The organism is Pseudomonas lactis (assembly GCF_001439845.1).
Taxonomy (GTDB): domain Bacteria; phylum Pseudomonadota; class Gammaproteobacteria; order Pseudomonadales; family Pseudomonadaceae; genus Aquipseudomonas; species Aquipseudomonas lactis.
In genome coordinates this window covers 374,739-397,725 of sequence record NZ_JYLO01000001.1, presented here as the reverse complement: position 1 = coordinate 397,725, position 22,987 = coordinate 374,739, and the positions used below count along the sequence as shown (strand labels likewise).

Sequence of the window (22,987 nt, the reverse complement as noted above, 5' to 3'; positions counted from 1 at the left end):
GGGCCGCACTTTCGAGCCTTAGTGACTGCATTTACCCGATCTGGTTCCTGAACTCACCCAACCCCTGGTCCGATGCGACAAAAGCGCGCGCCCCCTTAAGACTTTAGTCGCAGGGCCGATAAGGCGGGCACACCTCGTCTCATGGCCGCATGGATAGCGCCTCCCCCAGGACTCCAGCATGTCTCTTCGTAATATGAATATCGCCCCGAGGGCCTTCCTCGGCTTCGCGTTTATTGGCGCCTTGATGTTGTTGCTCGGTGTGTTCGCGCTGAACCAGATGAGCAAAATTCGTGCGGCCACCGAAGACATCACCTCGGCCAGCGTGCCCAGCATTCGCGCCCTGGATGAATTCACCCAACTGACCCTGCGCCTGCGCGTGCTGTCGTACCGCTTGCTGACCAACCGCGAGCCGGACGTACAGCAAAAGACCCTGGAAGCCTTTGAACTGCGCAATCAGCAGATTCGTACAGCCCAGGGCATCTATGAAAAACTGATCTCCAGCACCGAAGAGCGCAACGCCTACAACGAGTACGTGCGCCTGTTGGGCCAGTACCGTCAGATTGAAGAGCGCATGAAGAGCCTGTCTCGCGCCAATCAGGTCAACGAGCTGCGCAGCCTGCTCAACACCGAGTTGCTGGACAACTCCGAGCAGGTCAACGCCGTGTTGACCCGCTTGCTGGACATCAATAACAACGACGCCAACGCCACCAACCAGCGCGCCAAAGACCAATACGACATGGCCTTTGACCTAGTCGTGGGCCTGCTGGTGGTTGCCACGGCGCTGACCTTGCTGTTCGCCTGGTTGCTGACGCGCAGTATCACCCTGCCTATCGCCCAGGCGCTCGAAGCCGCGGAAGAAGTGGCCGAAGGCAACCTGACGCGCCCGATCACCGTGGACGGCAACGATGAGGCCGGGCGCCTGCTGGCGGCCATGGCCAAGATGCAGCACAAACTGCGCGACACCCTGCAACGTATCGCCGGCTCCGCCACCCAGTTGGCGTCTGCCGCTGAAGAGCTCAATGCGGTCACCGACGAAAGCGCCCGTGGCCTGACCCAGCAAAACAATGAAATCGAACAGGCCGCCACTGCCGTCAACGAGATGACCAGTGCGGTGGAAGAAGTCGCACGCAACGCAGTGAGCACCTCCGAAGCCTCGCGCAACGCCACCACCTCTGCCGGTGACGGCCGTGACCTGGTGCAGGAAACCGTCAGCGCCATCGAACGCATGAGTACCGACGTGCAGGCCACCGCGTCCCTGATTGGCGACCTGGCCAATGAGTCGCGGGATATCGGCAAAGTGCTGGACGTGATCCGTGGCCTGGCCGACCAGACCAACCTGCTGGCCCTGAACGCGGCGATCGAAGCAGCCCGAGCCGGGGAAGCCGGACGTGGTTTCGCCGTGGTGGCCGATGAAGTGCGCGCGTTGGCCCATCGCACCCAGCAGTCCACCAGCGAAATCGAGCGCATGATCGGCAGCATCCAGACAGGCACCGAACACGCGGTGGACTCGATGCGCAACAGCACCGAGCGCGCCGAATCGACACTGAATATCGCCCGCGGCGCGGGCCTGTCGCTGGACACCATCAACACGGCGATTGTGGAGATCAACGAGCGCAACCTGGTGATCGCCAGCGCGGCGGAAGAACAGGCCCAGGTGGCGCGGGAAGTGGACCGCAACCTGGTGAATATCCGTGACTTGTCGGTGCAATCGGCCACCGGTGCCAGCCAGACCAGCGCGGCGAGCGGTGAGTTGTCGCGGTTAGCGGTGGATTTGAATGGGATGGTCGGAAGGTTCCGCCTCTGAAATAAGCCTTTGCTCACACCGCATACCTTGTGGGAGCTGGCTTGCCTGCGATAGCAATCTGTCAGCTAACGCCCATGGCGCCTGGCACACCGCAATCGCAGGCAAGCCAGCTCCCACATTTGAGCGATGTGCAGCCACAAAAGCTTTTTGACAGCGCAGCAATTCAACAGGTTAGAATCCCTGGCACGCAGACTGCATGGTCAGTTTGCGTCCTGCCCCCCCTGCCCTGGAGTACTGCCTTTGAATGCGACGACCATCAACAGCCTGTTCTTGATCGGCGCGTTGCTGGTGACTGCGAGCATTCTGGTGAGTTCGCTTTCTTCACGCCTGGGCATCCCCATCCTGGTGATTATCCTGGCCGTGGGCATGACCGCCGGGGTCGATGGCGGTGGCATCATTTTCGATAACTACCCCACCGCCTATCTGGTGGGCAACCTCGCCCTCGCCGTGATCCTGCTCGACGGCGGTTTGCGCACCCGGGTGGCGAGTTTCCGCGTGGCGCTGTGGCCGGCGTTGTCCCTGGCCACGGTGGGTGTGTTGATTACCACCGGCCTCACGGGCATGGCCGCGGCCTGGCTGTTTAACCTCAATATCATTCAAGGCTTGCTGATCGGCGCCATCGTCGGCTCCACGGACGCCGCGGCGGTGTTCTCGCTGCTGGGCGGCAAGGGCCTCAACGAGCGGGTCAGCGCCAGCCTGGAAATCGAATCCGGCAGCAACGACCCGATGGCGGTGTTCCTCACCGTCACCCTGATCGACATGCTCGCCAGCGGCCAGACCGGCCTGCACTGGAGCCTGCTCACCCACCTGATCCGCGAATTCGGCATCGGCGGCCTGGTAGGCCTGGGCGGTGGCTGGCTGATGCTGCAACTGGTCAACCGCATCAACCTGGCCAACGGCCTGTACCCGATCCTGGTGATCGCCGGTGGCCTGTTCGTATTCGCCCTGACCAACGCCCTGCACGGCAGCGGCTTCCTCGCCGTGTACCTGTGCGGGCTGGTGATCGGCAACCGCCCGGTGCGCAGCCGCCATGGCATTTTGCATATGCTCGACGGCATGGCCTGGCTGGCGCAGATCGGTATGTTCTTGGTGCTGGGCCTGCTGGTCACGCCCCATGACCTGCTGCCCATCGCCGTGCCCGCCCTGGGCCTGGCGCTGTGGATGATCCTGTTTGCCCGGCCACTGTCGGTGATGGTTGGCCTGCTGCCATTCAAGGCGTTCCACGGGCGCGAAAAGGCCTTCATCGCCTGGGTCGGCCTGCGCGGCGCGGTACCGATCATCCTCGCGGTGTTCCCGCTGATGGCCGGCCTGCCCCATGCGCAGCTGTACTTCAACCTGGCGTTCTTTATCGTGCTGGTCTCGTTGTTGGTGCAGGGCACCAGCCTGCCGTGGGTGGCCAAGCTGCTCAAAGTCACCGTACCGCCAGACCCGGCGCCGATCTCCCGGGCGGCCCTCGAAGTGCACGTCACCAGCGAGTGGGAGCTCTTCGTCTACCGCCTGGGCGCGGAAAAATGGTGCATCGGCGCGGCCCTGCGCGAGCTGAAAATGCCCGAAGGCACCCGCATCGCCGCGCTGTTTCGTGGCCAGCAACTGCTCCATCCGTCGGGTAGTACGGTGCTGGAAGTCGGTGATCTGCTCTGTGTGATCGGCCACGAACACAACCTGCCGGCTCTGGGCAAACTGTTCAGCCAGGCACCGCAACGGGGCCTCGATTTGCGCTTCTTCGGCGACTTCGTACTCGAAGGCGACGCCCAGCTGGGCGCGGTTTCCGCCTTGTACGGGCTCAAGCTTGAGGGTATCGACCCGGACATGCCATTGAGCCGCTTCATTACCCAAAAGGTTGGCGGTGCACCGGTAGTCGGCGACCAGGTGGAATGGAACAACACCATCTGGACCGTCGCCGTCATGGACGGGAACAAGATTGGCAAAGTCGGCGTCAGATTCCCCGAAGGAAGTCGCCCGGGCCCCGGACTCTTCCTCTAAACTGCGGGACAACGACGCCCCGATTCTTCACTTTGCAAGACCGGTCTCTATGCCAACCCTGCGTACTTTTCTCGCCACTGCCCTGCTGGGCCTGACCCTTTGTGTTGGCAGCGTATACGCCGCCGACCCGCCCAGCGCCGAAGCCGTCCAGCAAAGCCTGGATAAACTGCCCGACCGCAAGCTGCCTGACGCCGACATGAAGGCGCTGCAGGCGACCCTGCAACAGACCCTGACCTACCTGGGCAATCAGCAAGATTACGAGCAGCGCCTGGCCGACCTCAAGCGCCAGCTGGAGGAGGCCCCGCGCCAGACCAATGAGAACCAGCGTGAGCTGGCGCGCCTCAAGGCCACCAAAATTATCCCAGTGGCCCAACGCTACGCCAGCCTGCCGGTGCCGCAGCTTGAGCAGTTATTGGTGCAACGCAGCACCCAGCAAGGCGACCTGCAAAAAGAGCTGGCCGACGCCAACAGCCTGACCATCGCCGCCCAGACCCGCCCCGAGCGCGCCCAGACCGAAATCAGCAGCAGCCAGACGCGCATCCAGCAAATCAACGCGACGCTCAAGCTCGGCAAAGACAACGGCAAGCCCCTCAGCAGCGACCAGCGCAACCAGCTCAACGCCGAACTGGCGGCCCTGAATGCCTTGATTCCCCTGCGCCGCCAGGAATTGGCCGGCAACAGCCAGCTGCAAGACCTGGGCAACAGCCAGCACGACCTGATCCAGGAAAAAACCGCACGCCTGGAGCAAGAAATCCAGGACCTGCAAACCCTGATCAACCAGAAACGCCTGGCCCAGTCCCAGCAGACGGTGACCCAACAGTCCATCGAAGCGCAGAAAGCCGGCGGCAGTAGCATCCTGGCCAAGGAAAGCGCAGACAATCTCAAGCTGTCCGACTACCTGCTCAAAAGCACCGACCGCCTCAACGACCTGACCCAGAAAAACCTGCAGACCAAGCAGCAACTGGACACCGTGACCCAAAGCGATTCGGCCCTGGACGAGCAAATCAACGTGCTCAAGGGCAGCCTGCTGCTGTCCAAGATTCTCTATAAACAAAAGCAGGCCCTGCCGCGTCTGACCGTGGACAAAGACCTGGCCGACGACATCGCCAACATTCGCCTGTACCAGTTCGAGGTCAACCAACAGCGTGAGCTGATCACCTCTCCCAGCGCCTATGTGGACAACCTGCTGGCCAACCAGCCGCCAGATGAAGTCACCCCGCAACTGCGCCGCACCCTGCTGGAAGTGGCGATCACCCGCAGCGACCTGCTGGAACGCCTGAGCCGCGAACTGAGCGCACTGCTCAACGAATCCATCACCCTGCAACTGAACCAGAAACAACTGCTCAGCACCGCCAGCACCCTGCGCGCCACGCTCGACGAGCAAATGTTCTGGATCCCCAGCAACAAGCCGCTGGACACCGAATGGCTGGAAACCGTACCGGCGCACTTGAGCAAACAGGTCACTACCCTGCCCTGGGCGTCCAGCGTCAGCGAGCTGTATGACGGCCTGACCCAACGCCCGCTGCTGTTCCTGCCGTTGCTGTTGCTGATCGGCGCGCTGCTGTGGCGACGCAATGCGCTGTATGTGCGCCTGAAAAAGGTTCACCAGGACATCGGCCACTTCAAGCGCGACAGCCAGTGGCATACGCCGCAGGCCATCCTGATCAACATCCTGCTGGCGATGCCCGTGGCCCTGGGCCTGGCGCTGTGCGGCTATGCGTTGCAGATCGACGCCCGCGGGCAAAACGCCAACCTGGGCGCGGCCTTGCTGCAGATCGCCCAGGCCTGGCTGGTGTTCTACACCGCCTACCGCATCCTCGCCCCGGGCGGCGTGGCGGAGTTGCACTTTCGCTGGGAAAGGCCCCAGGTCGAATTCCTGCAAGGCTGGATACGCAAACTTGGCCTAGTGGTACTGGCGTTGGTGGCCGTGGTCGCGATTGCCGAACACCAACCGGCGGCGCTGGCCGACGACGTGCTGGGTATCGCCGTGGTACTGACCTGCTACGGGCTGATGGCCTGGCTGCTGGGCCGCCTGCTGCTCAACAGCCCAACCCACGAAAAGGCCTCGCTGTTTCGCAAAGCTATCGGGGTGGTGTTCACCGCCTTGCCCATCGCGCTGTTTATTGCCGTGTGCTTTGGCTATTACTACACCGCACTGAAACTCAGCGACCGGCTGATCAACACCCTGTACCTACTGATGTTCTGGCTGGTGATCGAAGCCACCTTTGTACGCGGCCTGGGTGTTGCCGCACGGCGCCTGGCCTACGCCCGCGCCCTGGCCAAACGCCAGGCTGCCAAGGAGGCCGGTGACGGCGAAGCGGTGATCGAAGAGCCGACCCTGGACATCGAGCAGGTCAACGAACAGTCCATGCGCCTGATCCGCCTGGCCCTGCTCGGCGGCTTTATCGCGGCGCTGTACTGGGTGTGGTCGGACCTGATCTCGGTATTTTCCTACCTGGACAACGTCACCCTGTACGAATACACCAGCGGCACGGGTACGAATATCAGCATGGTGCCCATCAGCATCGGCGACCTGCTGGGCGCGTCGATCATCATCGGCATCACCTTCGCCCTGGCGCGCAACTTGCCCGGCCTGCTCGAAGTCCTGGTGCTGTCCAAGCTCGACCTGGCCCAAGGCAGCGCCTACGCCACCACTACCTTGCTGTCCTACATCATTGCCGGCGTGGGCTTTGTCACCACGCTCTCCACCCTCGGCGTGAGCTGGGACAAGCTGCAATGGCTGGTTGCCGCGCTGTCGGTGGGCCTGGGTTTCGGCATGCAGGAGATCTTCGCCAACTTCATCTCCGGCATCATGATTTTGTTCGAACGCCCGGTGCGCATTGGCGACACCATCACCATCGGCAACCTGTCGGGTACGGTGAGCAAGATCCGCATTCGCGCCACCACCATCACCGACTTCGATAACAAGGACATCATCGTCCCCAACAAAACCTTCATCACCGGGCAACTGATCAACTGGTCGCTGACCGACACCATCACCCGCGTCACCCTGAAACTGGGCGTGGACTACGGCTCCGACCTGGACCTGGTGAAGGAATTGCTACTCAAGGCGGCGCGAGAAAACCCACGGGTACTCAAAGAGCCGGAACCCCACGTGTACTTCCTCAACTTCGGCGAAAGCACCCTCGACCACGAACTGCGCATGCATGTTCGCGATCTGGGCGACCGTAACCCGGTGCTGGACGAGGTCAACCGCTACATCAATCGTGAGTTCAAGAAACAGCACATCAACATCTCGTTCCGGCAGATGGAGATCTACCTGAAGAACCTTCACGGCCAGGAATACAAATTGGTGCCGGCCGAAGACGAGCGCAAGACCATTGCCGAGCCGCTCGACAAGCCCGACGCCCCGGAGCCTCCGGCAGGCAAAGTGGCGGATGCGCCGGAGCCGCCACCCAGCAAACTCGACTAAATGCCCTATCCCCAGCAGAATGCTCGGACATTCTGCTGGAGATGGCCGGTGAAAGCCCTCGACGAACTGACCTTCGACAACCGCTTCGCACGCCTGGGCGACGCATTCTCGACCCACGTATTGCCCGAGCCCCTCGACGAGCCGCGCCTGGTCGTCGCGAGCAAGGCGGCCATGGCCCTGCTTGACCTCGACCCGGCCGTGGCCCAAACGCCGGTGTTTGCCGAGCTGTTCGGCGGCCACAAGCTGTGGGCCGAGGCAGAGCCGCGTGCGATGGTGTATTCCGGGCATCAGTTCGGCGGCTACACGCCGCAACTGGGCGATGGCCGCGGGTTGCTGCTGGGCGAGGTCTATAACGAGGCCGGCGAGCATTGGGATTTACACCTCAAGGGCGCCGGGATGACGCCTTACTCGCGCATGGGCGACGGGCGGGCGGTGTTGCGCTCTTCGATTCGTGAATTCCTCGCCTCCGAAGCCCTGCATGCGCTGGGCATCCCCACCAGCCGCGCCCTGTGCGTGATCGGCTCCAGCACGCCGGTATGGCGCGAGAAACAGGAACGCGGCGCAATGGTTTTGCGCCTGGCCCACAGCCACATCCGCTTCGGGCACTTCGAATACTTCTACTACACCAAGAAACCCGAGCAGCAGGCCGAACTGGCCGAACACGTGCTGAACCTGCATTACCCCGAGTGCCGCGAGCAGCCCGAACCTTACCTGGCGATGTTCCGTGAAATCGTCGAGCGCAACGCCGAAATGATCGCCAAATGGCAGGCTTATGGTTTTTGCCACGGCGTGATGAACACCGACAACATGTCGATCCTGGGCATTACCTTCGACTTCGGGCCCTTCGCGTTTCTGGATGATTTTGACGCGCACTTCATCTGCAACCATTCCGACCATGAAGGGCGCTATTCCTTCAGCAACCAGGTGCCGATCGGGCAGTGGAACCTCAGCGCCTTGGCCCAGGCGCTCACGCCGTTCATCAGCGTTGACGCACTGAAAGAAGCCCTCGGCCTGTACCTGCCGCTGTACCAGGCACACTACCTGGACCTGATGCGCCGCCGCCTGGGCCTGACCATCGCTGAAGACGACGACCAGCGGTTGGTGGAGCGCTTGCTCAAGCTGATGCAGAACAGCGGCGTGGACTACACATTGTTCTTCCGACGCCTGGGCGATGAATCCGCGGCGCTGGCCGTGACGCGACTGCGTGATGACTTTGTCGACCTGGCCGGGTTCGACGCCTGGGCCGAACAATACAAGGCCCGCGTTGCGCGGGACGGGGATTACACCCAGGAACAGCGCCGTGAGCGCATGCACGCGGTCAACCCGCTGTACATCCTGCGCAACTACCTGGCCCAAAACGCCATCGCCGCCGCCGAATCAGGCGACTACAGCGAAGTGCGAAGGCTACATGAAGTGCTGACTAGGCCGTTTGAGGAGCAAGCGGGGATGGAGCAGTACGCGCAGCGGCCGCCGGATTGGGGCAAGCATTTGGAGATTAGTTGTTCGTCGTGACCCCTTAGATAAAGGTCTCCACCGACACCCCGAAACGCTCGGCCAGCCAACGAATCTGGCGCACGTTGAGCTGGCGCTTTCCGCTCAATATCTCTGAGACGACTGATTGCGCCCCAACGCCCGGGAGGTCGCTCTGGGTGAGGTTGTGCTCACGCATCATGTAGCGCAGCACATCGACCCCGCTGGCGACTGGCATTGGGCGATGCTCACGATCATAAGCTTCGATCCAGTCGCTCAGAATGTCGACCAGGCTCATCAGTGGGCTGTCCTCGTCTTCACCCACCAGACTCAATAGCTCGTCCAAGCCGCACACCAGTGCGTCGTAGTCTGCGTCGTTTTCCGGCTTGCGCAGCACAGGCGAAACGAACTGCCAGTGCTCTGCCGCCACTCGCATAAGTGCGCTCATCTGATTTTTTCCTTCCATTTGTTTTTCTCATAATCACGGTGGTCAAGCAGGTGTTTGATGTAAACGCGCTGCATTCGATACTGCACCGACGCAATCAACCTCAGCTTGTTACCGCCAATATCAAATACATGAAATTCACCTACCTTGTCGGTGGCGGGAAACATGGCTTTCATTGCGGCAAAGTCCTTGGGGGCGTTGCGCTTGATCACGCGATACCACTGATCCAGAGCCGTTGCAGAGCGCGGCCATTTTCCTTTTGCTTCCCAGATCCTGCTTTCACTGATGACTCGCATGCAACGTCCTTATCGCATCTTGCTATGGAGGTTAAACCTGAATTCGAGCTATCGCAATTTGCTATAGCCGCAAACAGACCGGTGGCGCACAACAAAAAGCCTAGCCACACCGCTCACGCTGGCGAGAACGAAAATGTGAGCGGATAAGTATCTATATCCTTGATAAACCTCTGTCTCGACACCAAATACCCAACTGGCCAAACCCAGGAGTCTCCGATGTCCGCACCTCTTGTAATCCCCTGCCCACATTGCAACGGCCTCAACCGCATCCCCGGCGAACGCCTGGGTGACGCGCCCAAGTGTGGGCGTTGCAAGCAGCCGGTGTTGCTGAGCAAACCCTTTGATTTGAAACAGGGTGACTATGCCAGCCAGATCAAGGGCGACCTGCCGCTTTTGGTCGATGTGTGGGCCGACTGGTGCGGGCCGTGCAAGTCGTTTGCGCCGGTATTCGAACAGGCCGCCGGGCAGTTGGAAGGCAAGTGCCGGCTGGCGAAGCTGGACAGTGAAGCTAACCAGCACCTGTCGGCGCAGTTGGGGATTCGCTCGATTCCCAGTTTGATTCTGTTCAAGAACGGCCGCGAAGTGGCGCGCCAGAGTGGGGCATTCCCGTTGCCGCAGTTGATGAGCTGGTTGCGTAGCCAGGGGGTGTAAACAGCCCCCCTCAAACAACTCGGTCAATGTGGGAGCTGGCTTGCCTGCGATGCAGGCGACTCGGTCTGCCTGGTACACCGAGGTGATGCCATCGCAGGCAAGCCAGCTCCCACATTGAATGCATTTCAGCTTCAGGTCAGCGGGGCTTCGCGGTCCATCATCTGGCTGACCAGCATGACGCCCAATTCGCTTAACTGGTGGATTGCCAGCGCTACGTCGCGGTGTTCGCCGGTGAGGTCGTTGGACAGGTTGAGTAGCAAGGTGCGCACCGAAGAGAAGGTTTCGTAGCTGTTGAGCACGAGGGTTTCGGTGGGGAGGTTGGGTGAAACGGTATAGAGGTTAGCCATGGATCGTCTCCGGGTTGGGGAGCCGCAACCAGCCCGCTACTAAACGGAGGGTGGCAGCTGTACGCAGGTTAGTAGACCGGGGAGACGCAACCGGCGCGCTCGAAAGCGCCCTCCGTACAGCCACCATCGAATCCAGGAAGATCCTGATCGACGATTTGCCGTACGTCTCACCACGGGCTACTAAACCCGATCACTGAACATTCAGCGACCGGCAAACCTTAGAGACGCCCATCCAGACGCACAAGCCGGCGGATTCTGGCGTAGCTGTAGGCAAGGTTACAAGGCACAAGCCCAATTGCCAGACCCTTCCTACAGACCCTGTGGGACAAATCCAACTCACCTGCCGAAATGCAATCCAAACTGTGGGAGCTGGCTTGCCTGCGATAACGGTGTTCCAGGCGACACATTGACTCAATGTGCCGCCCTCATCGCGGGCAAGCCCGGCTCCCACAGTGTTCGATGTTGCCTGTGGGGTCAGGCATTTTCCAGCAAGTTATGCAGCTCCACAAACTGCTGCGTCAGCTTATGCCGAGGGTCCAGATGAATCAGCGGCTTGCTCTCCTGGTGCGACTCACGCATACGCACAGAGCTTGCAAGGTACACCGGCAGTACCGGCAGCCCTTCGGCAATCAACTCATCGAGAATCTGCTGCGGCAAACTCGCACGAGCCTGAAATTGGTTGACCACAATGCCTTCCACTTCCAGGCCTTCGTTATGGTCGTCCTTCAGTTCTTCGATCTCTGCTAGCAGGCCATACAACGCCTGGCGCGAAAAGCTGTCGCAATCGAATGGAATAAGCACACGATCAGCGGCAATCAGCGCCGAAACCGCATAAAAATTCAGCGCTGGCGGCGTATCCAGGTAAATCCGGTCGTAATCCTCGCTCAACTCATCCAGCAGCTTTCGCAGCTTGTTGATCTTGTGCTTGGCCTCAAGCTTGGGCTGCAGGTCAGCCAGTTCCGGGGTGGCGGTGATCACATGCAGGTTGTCGAAGGGCGTTTCGTAGATATCCACCCTGTTCTTCTTCGAAAACGGCCCCGTAGACAAAGTTTGCTTGAAAAAATCCGCGATCCCCATAGGGATGTCGTCACCCGTCAGCCCGGTGAGGTACTGAGTGGAGTTGGCCTGTGCATCGAGGTCCACCAACAGGGTTCGATAACCTTCGCTGGCGCTGACCGCCGCCAGGTTGCAGGCGATGCTGGACTTGCCCACACCGCCTTTTTGATTGAACACCACGCGCCGCATGGAAAAACCTCCGTGTATCAATGAATGCCCGAGTGTAGAGCGCAAAAGCGCCCATTAGCTACCTCGTTCATCAGGGCGCCGCATCTGGCTAACAAACAAATAGGAGTGCGCCTATTCCACACTCGATCAGCCATGACCAAGAATCTGTAAGTTCTTCCAACTTAATTTGTGATCAATAGTGAACAAATTTTCACCACTATTTGCTAGAACTCCACGGCACCGGGATAATGCGCGCCATTCGGCCATTGCTCCCTGTCCCGGAATCCGGGGCCATTGGCCGCACATGGAAGCCCGCAGGGGCGGGATAACTTCTCAGTGATCAACTTCAACATCGCCCAATGGCGCGCCTGGGCTCCTGGCCTTGAGAGTGCGGACGACTGGCACGCCTGGTGCCGGGACCCGGTGTTGCTGCCTGCCAGCGAAGCGTCCCCCGATGTGTCATTTTTGCCAGCTATGCAGCGCCGCCGCTTGAGCCGGCTGGCGCGCATGGCGTTCAGCGTCAGCTGGCCGCTGGCCGAGGGCCTTGAAGACCTGCCGCTGGTGTTCATTTCCCGCCACGGCGAAACCCCGCGCACCCTGGACATCCTCAGCGACCTGGCCAACGAGCAGCCGCTGTCGCCCACTCAGTTCAGCCTGTCGGTGCATAACGCGGTGATCGGCCTGTGGTCGATCCTGCGTAATGAAACCAGCGAGATGACCGCCCTCGCCGCCGCCGGCGATGGCCTCGAACACGGCCTGCTCGAAGCCGCCGCGTTGCTCAACGAAGGCGCACCCGCCGTGTTGCTGGTGATCACCGAAGAACAACCGCCCCAAGCCTATGCCAGCTGGATCACGGATGTACCCTTCCCCTACGCCCTCGGCCTGTTGCTCACGCCGGGCGACGAGTGGCAACTGGAACTCACCACCGGCACTGTCCAACTCACTCAAACCCAGTGGCCCCACGCCCTGAACCTGCTGCGCACCCTGCTGACCGATCAGGGCGCCTGCCAACATGCCTGGAAGAACCGAGTATGGAACTGGCAACGCAAGCCCTGACCCACAAGCCACGGCAGGCCTATTACTGGCGCCTGTTCGCCACGGCCCTCAGCTTTTGCCTGTTTGGCATCGGCGGCCTGTGCCTGCGCTTGCTGGTGTTTCCACTGCTCAGTTGCCTGCCGGGCGACGCCAGCCAGCACCAACGGCGTGCACGCCACACCATCAGTTGCCTGTTCTGGTTTTTTATTCGCTTGATGAAGGGCCTGGGCATTCTCACGTACAGCGTCGAGGGTGCCGAAAAGCTTGGCCGCCCTGGCCAGATGATCGTCGCCAACCACCCGTCGCTGATCGACGTGGTGTTCCTGATCGGCCTGATGCGCCAGACCAACTGCGTGGTCAAGCAGAGTCTGTTCCAAAACCCGTTCACCCGCAGCCCGGTGCGCGATGCCGGCTACATCAGCAACGACGGCAGCGCCGACATGCTCGATGCCGCAGCCGACGCCCTGCGCGCCGGCCAGACGCTGATCATCTTTCCCGAAGGCACCCGCACCACGCCCGGCGCGGCGCCGGCCTTTCATCGCGGCGGCGCGGCCATTGCGCTGCGCGGTGCGACAATCATCACGCCAGTGGTGATCAAGGTCAGCCCCACCACCCTGACCAAGGCCGAACCCTGGTATCGCATTCCCCACCGTCGATTTCACTTCAGTTTGCGCGTGGGGGCCGATATAGAACCACAGGCGTTCGCCGCGCTCGGCGCCGCGCCCCAGGCTTCACGCAAGCTCAACGATCACCTGCATCACTATTTCATTAAGGAGCTCGCCGAAGATGAGCGACCAACACCGCCTTGAGCACGACATAAAGACGCTGATCATCGAGGCCCTGGGCCTGGAAGACATCAGCGTCGACGACATTGGCAGCGAGCAGACGCTGTTTGGCGAAGGCCTGGGCCTGGATTCGGTCGACGCCCTGGAATTGGGCCTGGCGATTCAGAAAAAATACGGCATCAAAATCGATGCCGACGCCAAGGACACCCGCAATCACTTCACCAACGTGGCCAGCCTTGCGGCATTCGTCACGGCCCGACAGGCAGCTTGAGACCGTACCATGCAAACTCGTGACGATATCTTCAACACCCTGCGCGACGCCTTGGTGGAACTGTTTGAACTGCCCCCGGAACGCGTCACCCTCGACGCCAACCTGTACCAGGACCTGGAAATCGACAGCATCGACGCCGTGGACCTGATCGACCACATCAAGCGCCAGACCGGCAAGAAAATCGCCGCCGAAGAGTTCAAGGCGGTACGCACGGTGAACGACGTGGTAGAGGCGGTGTACCGTCTGGTCCAGCCCGCCGCATGAGCCGGCTGATCGGCCTTGGCCTGTTATTGGCGGGGCTGCTGTACCCCTTCGCGGTGTATTACGGCACCGAGCACTTTGCACCCTGGCAGTTCGGCTTATTGCTGGGCAGCCTGTGGCTGTTGCGCGCGCTCACCGCTGCGCAGCGCCCGGGCAGCCGTTGGATGGCGGTGGTGGTGATCGTGTTTTGCCTGGCGCTGGCCTGGTTCGATAACCCGCAGTGGCTGCGCTGGTACCCGAGCCTGGTCAGCGGGTTCATGCTGGCGCTGTTCGGCCTGAGCCTGAAATACGGCCCGCCGATGGTCGAGCGCCTGGCGCGCATGACCGACCCGCACCTGCCGCCCCACGCGGTGGTGTATACCCGCCGGGTCACCCTGGTGTGGAGTGTGTTTTTTCTCTGTAATGGCCTGCTCGCCGCCGCGCTCACCCTGTGGGCGCCGCTGAGCTGGTGGACGTTGTACAACGGCCTGATCGCCTACGGGTTGATGGGGCTGTTGTTTGCCGTGGAATGGCTGGTACGACAAAGGGTTCGAGGCCGCGTATGAAAGGGTTGAAACTTGAGCATTTGCTGCTTGAGCCACTGCGGGATCGTGGGGTGACTACCGAGCCCGCCATGAATCACGCGCAACTGTGCGAGCGCTCCTTGAGCCTCGCCGCAGGCTTGCAGGCCCAGGGCATCCGGCGCCTGGCCGTGCACCTGGAAGACGCCGGGCTGCTGGCGATTGCGCTGCTGGCCGCCTGGCGGGCCGGTGCGAGCGTGCTGCTGCCCGCCGACCTGCAACCCCAGACCCGCCAACGCTGGGCCGCTGCCGTGGATGCCTGGCTGGTGGACGCCAGCGACCTGGACGCGCTGTATCAAGCGCCCTTGAGCGCCGCCGCCCTCGACCTGGACAGCTGCCAACTGAGCCTGTGCACCTCCGGCTCCAGCGGCGAGCCCAAGCGCATCGACAAGTCCCTGCGCCAGCTGGCCAATGAAGTAGAGGCCTTGGAAGCGCTGTGGGGCGCAGACCTCAAAGGCGCGTGCATCATCGGCAGCGTCGCCACCCAACACATCTACGGTTTGCTGTTTCGCGTGTTGTGGCCGCTGTGCGCCGGTCGCACTTTCGTGCGCAAGCAACTGGCGTTCCCCGAAGACATGCAGCGCGCCAGCCGTGAGCACCCGCAATTTGCCTGGGTTGCCAGCCCGGCGCTGCTCAAGCGCATGGGCGACAACCTTGACTGGCCGGCACTGAGCCAGGTTGCACGGGTATTTTCCTCCGGTGGCGCGCTGCCGATTGATGCGGCCGGCAGCCTCTATGACCGCTTGCAGCAATGGCCGACAGAAATCCTCGGCAGCTCGGAAACCGGCGGCATCGCCTGGCGCCAGGGCGCGCAGCCCTGGCAGCCGTTTGCCGATGTGCAACTGAGCCAGGATGCTGAAGGAGCACTGCGCATCGCATCGCCATACCTGCCCGCAGGGCATATCGAACAAACCGCCGACGCCGCACGCATCCATGCCGATGGCCGGTTTGAACTGCTGGGCCGCCTGGACCGTATCGTCAAGCTGGAAGAAAAACGCATCTCCCTGCCGATGCTGGAACAGGCGCTGATCGCCCATGAATGGGTCGCCGACACCCGCCTGGGCGTGGTGCAGGAAAACCGCGCGTCCCTGGGCGCCGTGGTGGTGCTCAGCGAGGCGGGGCTGCATGCGCTGCGCAACCAGGGGCGCCGCACCCTCACCCAAACTCTGCGCCAGCACTTGAGCCAACATTGCGAAGCCCTGGCCTTGCCGCGCCGCTGGCGTGTGCTGCGCCAATTGCCGCTGAACAGCCAGGGCAAGCTGCCCCAGGCCAATATCGAAGCCTTGTTACTGGAGCCTCGCCCCAAGGGGCCTGAGGTGTTGGCGCAAGTCGAAACCGAAGGTGAATGGACCTTGCAACTGAGCATCCCACCGGACTTGGCGTATTTCAGCGGGCACTTCCCGGTCACCCCGGTTTTGCCGGGGGTGGTGCAGGTGGAATGGGCGTTCAACCTGGGCCAGCAATTGCTCGACCTGCCAACCCGGTTCGCCGGCATGGAAGTGCTCAAGTTCCAGCAACTGGTGCGCCCGGGCGATCACATCGAACTGCACCTGCGCTTTGATCGGGAGCGTAGCAAGCTGTACTTCGCCTATCGCAATGGGGTTGCGGCGTGCTCAAGCGGGCGCATAGTGCTGGAGGCCGCGCATGCATAAGCCGGGTGAGCACTTCGTGCTCAATCGCGGGCAAGCCCGCTCCCACACTGGATCGGTGTCGGCCAACAATCTCATGAGCACAGCAAGTCCAATGTGGGAGCTGGCTTGCCTGCGATGCAGGCGGCCCGGTGTATCGGGTGCCCCCCATCATGCATAACCCCTGCGCTTTAATCCCGGTGTACAACCACGAAGCCGCCGTGCCAGCCGTGGTCCACAGTGTGCTGAAAAGCGGCCTGCCCTGCCTCTTGGTCGACGATGGCAGCAGCGCCGCGTGCGCAGCCGTGCTGGCGCAGTTGGCGAGGCTGGACAACGTCACCCTGCTGACCCTGCCCAGCAACCAGGGCAAGGGCGGCGCCGTGATGGCCGGTTTCCGCGAGGCAGCGCGCCTGGGCTACACCCACGCCCTGCAAGTGGACGCCGATGGCCAGCACGACCTGCGCGAAGTCGAGACCTTTATCCACACCTCACGCCAGCACCCCGACGCCGTCATCTGCGGCTACCCCGAATACGACGACAGCGTGCCCAAGGGTCGCCTGTACGCACGTTACCTGACCCACGTGTGGGTGTGGATCAACACCCTGTCGTTTGAGATTCGCGACTCGATGTGCGGCTTTCGCGTGTACCCGCTGGCGCCGACCCTGGCGCTGATGGACTCGGCCTACATCGGCACGCACATGGATTTCGACTCGGACATCCTGGTGCGCCTGACCTGGCGCAACCAGCCCATGCGCTGGCTGCCCACCCAGGTGCACTACCCCGCCGACGGCCTGTCGCACTTTCGCTTGTTGCGCGACAACCTGCGCATCAGCGCCATGCACACGCGGTTGTTCTTCGGCATGCTCGTGCGCGCGCCGATGATCCTGTGGCGACGGTGGCAAGCATGAACGACAGCACCAAGCACTGGGCCGACCGCGAAGAACGCGGCAGCTTCTGGCTGATGAAGTTCACCGCGGTCGCGGTAAAAGTCCTCGGCCGTCGCCTGTTGAGCCCGTTGCTCTACAGCATCGTGTTTTACTTCTTCCTGTTCGGCCGCACCGCACGCCACAGCGCCTGGCAATACCAGCAGCGCCTGGCGCAGTGGAGCGGGCGCGACGACCTGCTGCCGAGCCACCGCACCGTCTTTGCCCAGTTCATGGCTTTTGCCGATTCGCTGCTGGACAAGCTCGACGTGTGGAACGGCAAGCTGCGCCTGGAGCAAATCGAGATCAATGACCCGGCGCAGTTGCGCAGCCAACTGCGCGGCGAGCGCGGGCAGATGCTGGTGGGTGCGCACCTGGGCAACCTGGAAGTGTGCCGCGCCCTGGCGGAGATTGGTGAGCAGGTCACCATGAATGTACTGGTGCACACCAAGCACGCCGAGCGTTTCAACCGCCTGCTGGGCGAGGCTGGCGCGACCCATTTACGCCTGATCCAGGTCAGCGAACTGGACCCGGCCACTATGCTGCTGCTCAGCCAGCGCCTGGACGATGGCGAGTGGCTGGCGATTGCCGGCGACCGTATCCCGCTGCACGGCGGGCGCACGGTGCGCGTGGACTTCCTCGGCCATACGGCGGCATTCCCCCAAGGCCCATGGCTGCTGGCGGGCTTACTCAAGTGCCCGGTCAATCTGCTGATGTGCCTCAAGCACCAGGGTCGCTATCGCCTGACCATCGAGCCCTTTGCCGATTTGATCGAATGGAAGCGCAGCACCCGCGAGCAGGTTATCGCCCTGTGGACCGCCCGCTACGCCGCACGCCTGGGCCAGTTCTGCCTGCAAGCGCCCCAACAATGGTTCAACTTTTACCCTTTCTGGAAGACCGATGACCACGCCTCTTGAGCCCATCACCTTTGGTGAACGCCCCCTGCGCATCGAAGACGTGCTGGCCCTGGCCAACCGCCAGGTGCCCACTCGTCTGCAGGACGATGCCGCGTACCGCCAGCGCATCGCCAAGGGCGCGCAGTTCCTCGACTCGCTGCTGGACAAGGAGGGCGTGATCTACGGCGTGACCACCGGCTACGGCGACTCCTGTGTGGTGGCAGTGCCGCTGGAGCACGTCGAAGCGTTGCCGCGTCACCTGTACACCTTTCACGGTTGCGGCCTGGGCAAGTTGCTCGACGCCCAAGCCACCCGCGCCGTGTTGGCGGCGCGTTTGCAGTCGCTGTGCCATGGCGTGTCGGGTGTTCGCGTGGAGCTGCTGGAACGCCTGCATGCCTTCCTCGAAAACGATGTATTGCCACTGATCCCGGAAGAAGGCTCGGTGGGCGCCAGCGGTGATCTGACGCCGCTGTCCTACGTGGCCGCGACCTTGTCTGGCGAACGTGAAGTGCTGTTCCGCGGCGAACGCCGCCCGGCAGCCGACGTACACCGTGAACTGGGCTGGGAGCCGCTGGTACTGCGGCCCAAGGAAGCCCTGGCACTGATGAACGGCACCGCCGTGATGACTGGCCTGGCCTGCCTGGCCTTTGCCCGCGCCGACTACCTGTTGCAACTGGCCACGCGCATCACCGCGCTCAATGTGGTGGCCCTGCAAGGCAACCCCGAACACTTCGACGAGCGCCTGTTCGCCGCCAAACCACACCCTGGGCAGATGCAAGTCGCCGCGTGGCTGCGCAAGGATCTGGCCATCGACGCGCCCACCGCCCCCCTGCATCGCCTGCAAGACCGTTATTCGTTGCGCTGCGCGCCCCACGTGCTCGGCGTATTGGCGGACAGCCTGAACTGGCTGCGCTCGTTCATCGAGATCGAACTGAACAGCGCCAACGACAACCCGATCATCGACGCCGAAGAAGAACGCGTGCTGCATGGCGGGCACTTCTACGGCGGGCATATCGCCTTCGCCATGGACAGCCTCAAGACCCTGGTCGCCAACGTTGCCGACCTGCTCGACCGCCAGCTCGCACTGTTGGTGGATGTGCGCTACAACCATGGCCTGCCGAGCAACCTGTCGGGCGCCCCGGCTGATCGTGCAATGATCAACCATGGCTTCAAGGCCGTGCAGATCGGCACCAGCGCCTGGACCGCCGAAGCACTGAAAAACACCATGCCGGCCAGCGTGTTCTCACGCTCTACCGAGTGCCACAACCAGGACAAGGTGAGCATGGGCACCATCGCTGCCCGCGATGCGATCCGCGTGCTGGAGTTGACCGAACAGGTCGCCGCCGCGACCCTGCTCGCCGCCAACCAGGGCGTGTGGCTGCGCGCCCAGGCCGGGGATGCCCGGCCACTGCCGCCGGCGCTGGCCGCGATGCATGCAGAGCTGGCCCAAGACTTTGCGCCGGTCATCGAAGACCGCGCCCTGGAAGGCGAACTGCGCCTGTGCCTGCAACGCATCGCCGCGCAACACTGGAGGCTGCATGCGTAGCCCGGGCGTGTTGCACAGCGACACTGAAATCCTCGTGCCGTTTTTCGACATCGACACCATGAACGTGGTGTGGCACGGGCATTACGTGAAGTACCTGGAAGTGGCGCGCTGTGCGTTGCTGGACAAGATCGGCCATAACTACACGGCGATGCTCGAAGCCGGCTACGCGTGGCCGGTGATCGACATGCAGCTACGCTATGTGCGCGGCGCGACCTTCGGTCAAACGATCAACGTGCGCGCAAGCCTGGTGGAATGGGAGAACCGCTTGAAGGTGAACTACCTGATTACCGACCGGGCCAGCGGCGAGCGCTTGACCCGCGCCAGCACCGTGCAAGTAGCGGTGGACATCGCCAGCCGCGAGATGCAGCTGGCCTCGCCCAAGATATTTACCGACGCCGTAGAAAAGGCCCTGAAATGCTGACCCCTGTGGGAGCGGGCTTGCCCGCGAAGATCCTGAGAGCCCTGCTGAGTGTCAGGCAACCCGCGTTATCGTTAACGTCCTTCGCGGGTAAGCCCGCTCCCACAGGGTTCCTGCTCATCCTGTTGTTATGCATTCCCAACTTGGCGAATGCCTTCGACCTTCAGCAGTTGAGCGATCAGCTTGCCAAACCCTCCGTGATCCACGGCCACTTCACCCAGGAAAAACACCTGCGCGCCCTGCCCCAGCCGCTAGTGAGCAAAGGCACCTTCGTGCTCGCCAAGGATCACGGCCTGCTGTGGCTGTTGAAAACCCCGCTGCAACAGGACTACCGCATTACAGCTCAAGGCATTGCCCGCCGCGACGCCAATGGCTGGCAACTGCTGCCAAACAAGAGTGCCGGCGCCGAACAGAATCGTTTGTTCCTGGCGGTACTGCAGGGTGACAGCAGTGGCCTGCAACGCGACTTCGACCTGCTACTGCAAGGTGAGGCCCAACAGTGGAAGCTCACGCTGACCCCACGCTCGCTGCTGCTCAAGCAAGTGTTCACCCAGATCACTATCGACGGCGGCGCGCTGGTGCACAGCATTGAACTGCTGGAAACCCAAGGCGACAGCACGCTGCTGCGCATGCAGGACAGTACCGCCGACCAGCCGTTGAGCGATGCGGAGCAACACGACTTTGCCCAGTGAACGCCTGCTGCCGCGCCTGTTCCTGACCCTGCTGGTGGCCGTGCTGGCCCTGGCCGGCTGGCAGTGGCGTGATGGCGCGCCGTTGTCGGCCAACCTGATGGAGCTGGTGCCCGGCAGCACGCCAGACGCCCTGGAGCTGCAAGCCGAACAACGCATGCAAGAGCCGCTCAACCGCGAAATGCTGGTACTGGTGGGGCATGCCGACCGTCAGCAAGCGGTGGCCGTGGCGCAGCAACTGGGTGAGCGCTGGCAGGCCAGCGGCCTGTTTGAAAAGGTGCAGTGGAACCTGCAAGCCGACTTGCCAGCGTTGCGCGAACAACTGCTGCGCGGGCGCTTGTCGATGCTCTCAGCCAAAGACCGCGAGCAACTGATCCAACAGCCTGAGGCGTTCATCCAGCAACGCGTGCAATCGCTGTTCGACCCCTTCACAGGTTTCAGCCTGGTGCCCAGCCAGGACGATTGGCTCGGCCTGACAGGGCGCATCCAGAACAGCCAACCGCAACACGGTGCGGTGCAAATGGATATCGGCAGCGGTGCCTTGATCGCCGATGCTGACGGCAAAAGCTGGGTGCTGCTGCGGGCGCGCACTACCGGCAACGCCTTCGATATGAAACTGCCACTGCAAGTGGCGGACTTGCTGAAGGCCAGCCGCGAGCAAGCCGGCGCACACGGCGCGCAACTGCTCGCTGCCAGCGGTTTGCTCTATGCGGCCAACGGGCAACAACAGGCCACTCGGGAAATGACCTGGGTCGGCGGCGGCGCCACCTTGGGCATTCTGTTATTGCTGTTGCTGGCGTTCCGGCGCTGGCGGGTGTTGCTGGCGTTCGTGCCGGTGCTGGTGGGCATGCTGTTTGGCGCGGTGGCGTGCGTGGCGTTGTTTGGGCATATGCATGTGATGACTCTGGTGCTGGGTTCCAGCCTGATCGGCGTGGCGGTGGATTACCCGCTGCATTACCTGTCCAAAAGCTGGAGCCTGCAACCGTGGCGCAGTTGGCCGGCGTTGCGCCTGACCCTGCCAGGGCTGAGCCTGAGCCTGGCCACCAGCGCTATCGGCTACCTGGCGCTGGCCTGGACGCCATTCCCGGCGCTGACCCAGATTGCGGTGTTCTCGGCTGCCGGCCTGGTCGGTGCCTATCTGTGCGCCGTGTGCCTGTTGCCCGCGCTGCTCAAGGGCGTGGAACTGCGCCCGGCGCAATGGCCGCTGCGTGTTGCACAAGGCCTGTGGCAGATGCGTACGGCCCTGCTCAAACGCGTGCCCAGTTCGGTACTGCTGGTGTGGGTGCTGCTGTTCTGCGCGGCGGGCCTGTGGCAACTGAACACGAAAAACGATATCCGCCAATGGATCGGCGCGCCGCCGCAGTTGCTGCACGAAGCTCAGGCCGTGGCGCGCATCACCGGGTTCCAGCCCACCAGCCAGTTTTTCCTGGTGCGCGCGGACAATCAGCAGCAGTTGCTGGAACGCCAGGCCGCCCTGGGCAAACGCTTGGATCAATTGGTGCAGATGGACAAGCTCCAAGGCTACCTGGCGCTCAATCAACTGGTCAGCCTCCCCGACGAACAACAACAGCTGCGCGAGGCGCTGAGCAACCTGGCGCCATACTGGCAACCGCTACTGGACCTCGGCGTGCCCCTCACTGCCCTGCAAGCCGAAGTGGCGCAGTTGCAGGCGCTGCCCACCGCAGACATCGACGCCGCACTGCGAGGCCCGCTGGCCGAGCCCTGGCGGACGCTGTGGCTCGGCCCGGTGAACGGCGGCGTGGCGGCCATGGTCAGCCTGCAAGGCTTGAACAACCCGGCGTTGCTACGGGTGCAGGCGCTGGACTTGCCCGGCGTGCAGCTGGTGGATCGCCTGGGTGACTTGAACCGGGTGTTTGCCGACACGCAGATCAGCGCTGCCGAATTGAAGTTGCTGTCTTGCGTGCTGATCGTGCTATTGCTGATTGCGCCCTTCGGCGTTGGCGGCGCCTTGCGTATCGTCGCCCTGCCGCTGCTGGCCGCGTTGTGCAGCCTGGCCAGCCTCGGTTGGCTGGGCCAGCCACTGACCCTGTTCAGTCTGTTTGGCCTGTTGCTGGTCACGGCCATCAGCGTTGACTATGCGATTTTGATGCGCGAGCAGATCGGCGGCCCTGCCGTCAGCCTGTTGGGAACACTGCTGGCGGCGCTGACGACCTGGTTGTCGTTCGGCCTGCTGGCGGTCTCCAGTACACCGGCCGTGAGCAATTTCGGCTTGTCGGTCAGCCTGGGCCTGGCGTTCAGCTTTATGCTGGCGCCCTGGGCCGGCAGGCAGAAACACGCCTTATGAATGTGATTAGCGCCCAT

General features: G+C 62.4%; 21 protein-coding genes and 1 pseudogene. 18 read left to right on the top strand and 4 right to left on the bottom strand.

Features of this window, described 5'->3' with window-relative positions:
* Nucleotides 1-178: 178 nt before the first annotated feature.
* The 5 genes and pseudogenes from TX24_RS32865 to selO form a co-directional block, all read left to right on the top strand.
* Nucleotides 179-949, top strand: a pseudogene (locus tag TX24_RS32865) (MCP four helix bundle domain-containing protein); the annotation flags it as partial.
* Nucleotides 932-1,804, top strand: coding sequence for a methyl-accepting chemotaxis protein (locus TX24_RS32860; RefSeq protein WP_370694794.1), 873 nt, complete (start codon nt 932-934; stop codon nt 1,802-1,804). The pseudogene TX24_RS32865 and the gene TX24_RS32860, both read left to right, overlap by 18 nt.
* Nucleotides 1,805-2,044: 240 nt before the next feature.
* Nucleotides 2,045-3,787 (top strand): potassium/proton antiporter, encoded by a 1,743-nt coding sequence (locus TX24_RS01675; protein WP_003187967.1) that lies wholly within the window; start codon nt 2,045-2,047, stop codon nt 3,785-3,787.
* A gap of 49 nt (nt 3,788-3,836) precedes the next feature.
* Nucleotides 3,837-7,220, top strand: a complete 3,384-nt coding sequence (gene mscK, locus TX24_RS01670) for a mechanosensitive channel MscK (protein ID WP_003187966.1) — start codon at nt 3,837-3,839, stop codon at nt 7,218-7,220.
* A gap of 48 nt (nt 7,221-7,268) precedes the next feature.
* On the top strand, nt 7,269-8,732 hold the full coding sequence (gene selO / locus TX24_RS01665) for a protein adenylyltransferase SelO (RefSeq protein WP_057709595.1): 1,464 nt from the start codon (nt 7,269-7,271) through the stop codon (nt 8,730-8,732).
* A 4-nt stretch (nt 8,733-8,736) separates the two neighbouring features.
* Here the strand turns inward: selO and TX24_RS01660 are convergent, their stop codons facing one another.
* Together TX24_RS01660 and TX24_RS01655 are read right to left on the bottom strand one after the other, a co-directional pair.
* A complete protein-coding gene (locus TX24_RS01660; RefSeq protein ID WP_003187963.1) occupies nt 8,737-9,138 on the bottom strand; it encodes a helix-turn-helix domain-containing protein in 402 nt (133 codons plus the stop codon).
* Nucleotides 9,135-9,431 (bottom strand): type II toxin-antitoxin system HigB family toxin, encoded by a 297-nt coding sequence (locus TX24_RS01655; protein ID WP_003187960.1) that lies wholly within the window; start codon nt 9,429-9,431, stop codon nt 9,135-9,137. The genes TX24_RS01660 and TX24_RS01655 overlap by 4 nt, the downstream gene beginning before the upstream one ends.
* 216 nt (nt 9,432-9,647) lie before the next feature.
* Between TX24_RS01655 and trxC the strand changes: the two genes are divergently transcribed.
* Entirely contained in the window at nt 9,648-10,082 is a 435-nt protein-coding gene (gene trxC / locus TX24_RS01650; RefSeq protein WP_057709594.1) for a thioredoxin TrxC, read from the top strand.
* Between the two features lie 131 nt (nt 10,083-10,213).
* Here the strand turns inward: trxC and TX24_RS01645 are convergent, their stop codons facing one another.
* Together TX24_RS01645 and TX24_RS01640 are read right to left on the bottom strand one after the other, a co-directional pair.
* On the bottom strand, nt 10,214-10,429 hold the full coding sequence (locus TX24_RS01645; RefSeq protein ID WP_047712416.1) for a DUF6124 family protein: 216 nt from the start codon (nt 10,427-10,429) through the stop codon (nt 10,214-10,216).
* 474 nt (nt 10,430-10,903) lie between these two features.
* The gene (locus TX24_RS01640) at nt 10,904-11,674 is read right to left on the bottom strand and encodes a ParA family protein (protein WP_003187956.1); all 771 of its coding nucleotides are present in this window, start codon (nt 11,672-11,674) and stop codon (nt 10,904-10,906) included.
* Between the two features lie 315 nt (nt 11,675-11,989).
* Here TX24_RS01640 and TX24_RS01635 point away from each other — a divergent pair, with 315 nt between their 5' ends.
* The 12 genes from TX24_RS01635 (at nt 11,990) to TX24_RS01580 (ending at nt 22,970) form a co-directional block, all read left to right on the top strand.
* Nucleotides 11,990-12,709 carry a beta-ketoacyl synthase chain length factor gene (locus TX24_RS01635; RefSeq protein WP_057709593.1) on the top strand — a complete coding sequence of 240 codons (720 nt, stop codon included), beginning with the start codon at nt 11,990-11,992 and terminating at the stop codon, nt 12,707-12,709.
* On the top strand, nt 12,685-13,497 hold the full coding sequence (locus tag TX24_RS01630) for a lysophospholipid acyltransferase family protein (protein WP_032904076.1): 813 nt from the start codon (nt 12,685-12,687) through the stop codon (nt 13,495-13,497). The genes TX24_RS01635 and TX24_RS01630 overlap by 25 nt, the downstream gene beginning before the upstream one ends.
* The gene (locus TX24_RS01625) at nt 13,475-13,744 is read left to right on the top strand and encodes a phosphopantetheine-binding protein (RefSeq protein ID WP_014716603.1); all 270 of its coding nucleotides are present in this window, start codon (nt 13,475-13,477) and stop codon (nt 13,742-13,744) included. The genes TX24_RS01630 and TX24_RS01625 overlap by 23 nt, the downstream gene beginning before the upstream one ends.
* 9 nt (nt 13,745-13,753) lie before the next feature.
* Entirely contained in the window at nt 13,754-14,008 is a 255-nt protein-coding gene (locus TX24_RS01620; protein ID WP_003187949.1) for an acyl carrier protein, read from the top strand.
* A complete protein-coding gene (locus tag TX24_RS01615) occupies nt 14,005-14,550 on the top strand; it encodes a COG4648 family protein (RefSeq protein WP_003187947.1) in 546 nt (181 codons plus the stop codon). The genes TX24_RS01620 and TX24_RS01615 overlap by 4 nt, the downstream gene beginning before the upstream one ends.
* Nucleotides 14,547-16,217, top strand: a complete 1,671-nt coding sequence (locus tag TX24_RS01610; RefSeq protein ID WP_057709592.1) for an ApeI family dehydratase — start codon at nt 14,547-14,549, stop codon at nt 16,215-16,217. Before TX24_RS01615 ends, TX24_RS01610 begins: the two co-directional genes overlap by 4 nt.
* Nucleotides 16,218-16,366: 149 nt before the next feature.
* A complete protein-coding gene (locus TX24_RS01605; RefSeq protein WP_057709591.1) occupies nt 16,367-17,101 on the top strand; it encodes a glycosyltransferase family 2 protein in 735 nt (244 codons plus the stop codon).
* Nucleotides 17,098-18,033, top strand: a complete 936-nt coding sequence (locus tag TX24_RS01600) for an LpxL/LpxP family acyltransferase (RefSeq protein ID WP_003187943.1) — start codon at nt 17,098-17,100, stop codon at nt 18,031-18,033. The genes TX24_RS01605 and TX24_RS01600 overlap by 4 nt, the downstream gene beginning before the upstream one ends.
* The gene (locus TX24_RS01595) at nt 18,017-19,558 is read left to right on the top strand and encodes an HAL/PAL/TAL family ammonia-lyase (protein WP_057709590.1); all 1,542 of its coding nucleotides are present in this window, start codon (nt 18,017-18,019) and stop codon (nt 19,556-19,558) included. The genes TX24_RS01600 and TX24_RS01595 overlap by 17 nt, the downstream gene beginning before the upstream one ends.
* Entirely contained in the window at nt 19,551-19,979 is a 429-nt protein-coding gene (locus TX24_RS01590) for an acyl-CoA thioesterase (RefSeq protein ID WP_057709589.1), read from the top strand. Before TX24_RS01595 ends, TX24_RS01590 begins: the two co-directional genes overlap by 8 nt.
* Nucleotides 19,973-20,668: an outer membrane lipoprotein carrier protein LolA gene (locus tag TX24_RS01585; RefSeq protein ID WP_082628730.1), complete on the top strand. Its 696-nt coding sequence runs from the start codon at nt 19,973-19,975 to the stop codon at nt 20,666-20,668. The genes TX24_RS01590 and TX24_RS01585 overlap by 7 nt, the downstream gene beginning before the upstream one ends.
* The gene (locus TX24_RS01580) at nt 20,640-22,970 is read left to right on the top strand and encodes an MMPL family transporter (RefSeq protein ID WP_057709588.1); all 2,331 of its coding nucleotides are present in this window, start codon (nt 20,640-20,642) and stop codon (nt 22,968-22,970) included. The genes TX24_RS01585 and TX24_RS01580 overlap by 29 nt, the downstream gene beginning before the upstream one ends.
* Nucleotides 22,971-22,987 lie beyond the last annotated feature (17 nt).